The organism is Desulfobacula sp. (genome assembly GCF_021107415.1).
This window is the reverse complement of record NZ_JAIOSW010000274.1, coordinates 1-3,135: the sequence shown is the minus strand read 5'-3', so window position 1 is coordinate 3,135 and position 3,135 is coordinate 1. Positions and strand designations below refer to the sequence as shown.

At 43.8% G+C, this 3,135-nt stretch carries 3 protein-coding genes; all 3 read right to left on the bottom strand.

The features are described 5' to 3' along the window. Positions 1 to 1,507: phosphoribosylamine--glycine ligase (purD, locus tag K8S13_RS14510; RefSeq protein WP_291463536.1), on the bottom strand; the 1,507-nt coding region annotated here is incomplete at its 3' end. Further along, positions 1,504 to 2,463, bottom strand: coding sequence for a D-alanine--D-alanine ligase (locus K8S13_RS14505; protein WP_291463535.1), 960 nt, complete (start codon positions 2,461 to 2,463; stop codon positions 1,504 to 1,506). The genes K8S13_RS14505 and purD, both read right to left, overlap by 4 nt. A 14-nt stretch (positions 2,464 to 2,477) precedes the next feature. Continuing rightward, on the bottom strand, positions 2,478 to 2,969 hold the full coding sequence (locus tag K8S13_RS14500) for an SHOCT domain-containing protein (protein ID WP_291463534.1): 492 nt from the start codon (positions 2,967 to 2,969) through the stop codon (positions 2,478 to 2,480). Positions 2,970 to 3,135 lie beyond the last annotated feature (166 nt).

Here is a 3,135-nt window from a genome sequence, read left to right as displayed (position 1 = left end):
GGGCGGCTATGACACCTGCAAGATGAGCGGCATGGCCGGCACCACAGATAAGCACTTTTATCCCTTTATCTTTTGCCTCACCGGCAAGTTGGGTAGCTCTTTGTGGGGTTCTGTGAGCAGAAGCCACAGTGACGTAGTAGGGAATATCAAATTTCTTTAATATGGACAGCGCCTTTTCCATGACAGGAAAATCAGAGTCACTTCCCATGATCACTCCCACCTGGGGGGGGATGGACAGTCGTTTTAAGGCCTTTGCTCCAATATCTTTGCGATAAAAATGTTGATTAAATGAAATTTTTGCACAGGCTTCATATGCCCTGTCAATGGCTTGTTTAACACTGTTACCCAGGGATGTTACCCCCAGGACCCTGCCGCCGGAACTAACAACTTTTCCGTCTTTTAATGCAGTGCCGGCGTGAAAGACAACGGTATCTTCAACTTTATTTGCTTCATCAAGCCCAAAGATCTCTTCTCCAGTTTCATAGGAGCCTGGATAGCCGCCCGAAGAAATCACCACACACATGGCGGCTCTCGGATCTATTTTGGTGGAATAATTGTGCAGAGTGCCGTCGCAGCAGGCCTCCATTAAGGGTACCAGGTCATTTTCAAGTCTCATGAGAATGGGCTGGGTTTCAGGGTCTCCCATTCTTGTGTTAAATTCAAGAACTTTTATCTGACCTTTATCCACCATAAGACCTGCATAGAGGACACCTTTAAAAGGGGTGCCTTCTTTGGCCATGCCCTCTACAGCCGGGATCATAACTTCATTCATGGCTTTTTCGCGCAAGCTGTAATCCAGAACCGGTGCAGGAGAGTAAGCTCCCATCCCACCGGTATTGGGACCTTCATCATTATCAAAAATTCTTTTGTGATCCTGGGATTCCGGCAATGGCAGAACCGTCTTGCCGTCTGTGAGTGCAATAAAAGAGGCTTCTTCCCCTTTCAGGCATTCTTCCACAACAACAATGGCGCCCGCATCTCCAAAGGCATTGTCATTGATCATTGAATCAATGGCTTCATTTGCCTGTTCAAGGGTGGAACAGATAATGACCCCTTTACCGGCTGCAAGGCCATCGGCCTTAACCACGCAGGGCGCCCCAATGGCTTTGGCATATATTTTGGCTTTATTGGTATCAGTGAATGCCTTTCCCATGGCACAGGGGATATTGTACTTTTGCATATGTTGTTTGGAAAAAAGTTTGCTGCCTTCAAGCCTTGCTGCGGCTTTGCTTGGGCCAAACACTTTTAATCCCATTTTTTCAAAGACATCTGCAATGCCGCTTACCAAAGGGCCCTCCGGGCCAACAACCGTCAGATCAATTTCATTTTTATTGGCAAAGGCAGCCAATGCATGAATATCTTCTGCACTTATGGGGACAGATTCCGCAAGTTCGTGGGTTCCTGCATTTCCCGGGGCACAATATATTTTTTCTACCAAAGGACTTTTTGCTATTTTCCATACCATGGTATGTTCACGGCCACCACCACCAACGACTAGAATTTTCATGTTGATCTCCTTAATTCTTGTTTAGTATGTTCTTTGATTGACAGTTGGATGAGCTCATCTAAGAGTTCGGTAAAAGAGTATCCTGCAACCTGGGCAGATTGGGGAAAAAGACTGGTTGCCGTCATCCCCGGGATTGTATTGGTTTCAAGAACAGATAAATTCTGATTGTATAAAATCATGTCCGTTCTGGAATATCCTTTCAGAAAAAGGGTTTGATGTGCTTTAACGGCAAGTTCCTGAACTTTTTTTGTGGTGGTTTCATCAATCCGGGCAGGACAGATTTCGTTTGTTTCTCCGGCAACGTATTTTGCCTTGTAATCAAAAAAATCATGACCAACTCCCGGGATGATTTCAATGACCGGCAATGCTTCTAATTCATCATTGCCCAGGACACCGCAGGTCAGTTCAATCCCCTTGATATATTTTTCAATAATAAGGGTATCATCATGTTCAAATCCTAAATTTATTGCATCTTGAAGATCTGATTCGTCCTTGACAAGGGTCATTCCCACGCTTGATCCGGCACAGGCCGGTTTCACTACCAGGGGAAGATCTAACTCGTCCACAATTTTTGAGGGTTGGATTTTTTCATTCATTGAAAATGAAAGATAGGAAGGCGTTGGAATCCCGGCGCCGTCATACAGTCTTTTGGCAACCAGTTTATTCATGGCCATGGCACTTCCCAAAACCCCTGCACCCTGGTAGGGGATATCAAGCAGGTCTAAAAGCCCCTGAACCGTTCCATCTTCTCCAAAAGGACCGTGGAGGATGATCAGGGCTGCATCAATCTTGTCTGCATCAATGACAAGTTGTTTCAGGTCTGTTTTTGGATCATACAGGGTGATATCATACTTGTCCTTGTCAAGCGCTTCAAATACCTGTTTGCCACTGTTAAGAGATACCTCTCTTTCCGAAGAAACGCCGCCGGATAAAAGAGCCAGCCTGATTTTTTTCATAATAAACTCCTGTTTTATCCCTGGATAATGTTTTGTTTTGCCTTGTCAAACTCTTCTCTGGTGATAAGATCCTTTTCAAAAAGTGCTGTCAGTTTAAAGATTTTCTGCTCTGTTTTGTTGATATCATTTACAATGAGGAGCCTGTCTGAGTTATCTGATAGATGATGGTCAATGAGGTTTTGTTGATTTGTTTTTGCCGTTATTTTAAAGGACGCAAGTCCCCCAAGAACCCTGACTTCAACAGTCCTGTCCCGAAACTCCGGCATTAACAGAATGTCTTTTATATCAGAAGAGCTTTCTCTCATCCGTCGATAGAAAATCCATGCAATCGCCAGGACCAAAATAGCGATACACCCCATGATCCATGGCAGGTAGTGATATACTCCCTTGAACAGAACAACGCTGACGCCTATGCCTGCCAGTAAAACAACATGTGCCAGCAAGATTAAATAAGCTATGAAAATATTTTTAAAAAGTCCGTCTTTATCTTTATTCCAAAAATTCATGATATTTTTTTTATAATAGTCTCCCGGTATATGTCTGACAACATGGGTGAACAGGGACTGTCACCCCTTATTGTGTTTAATTTGGTAAAAAGGTAATTTAGTTTCTTTTGAATTTTGAGTCTTTCAGGAGAATCGACATGGGCAATGTCAAGCAATTGTTCGGTTT

Bases quoted from the DNA above. Each gene is read 5' to 3' on its own strand.
- K8S13_RS14505 (WP_291463535.1), bottom strand. From the start codon at position 2,463: ATGAAAAAAATCAGGCTGGCTCTTTTATCCGGCGGCGTTTCTTCGGAA.
- K8S13_RS14500 (WP_291463534.1), bottom strand. From the start codon at position 2,969: ATGAATTTTTGGAATAAAGATAAAGACGGACTTTTTAAAAATATTTTC.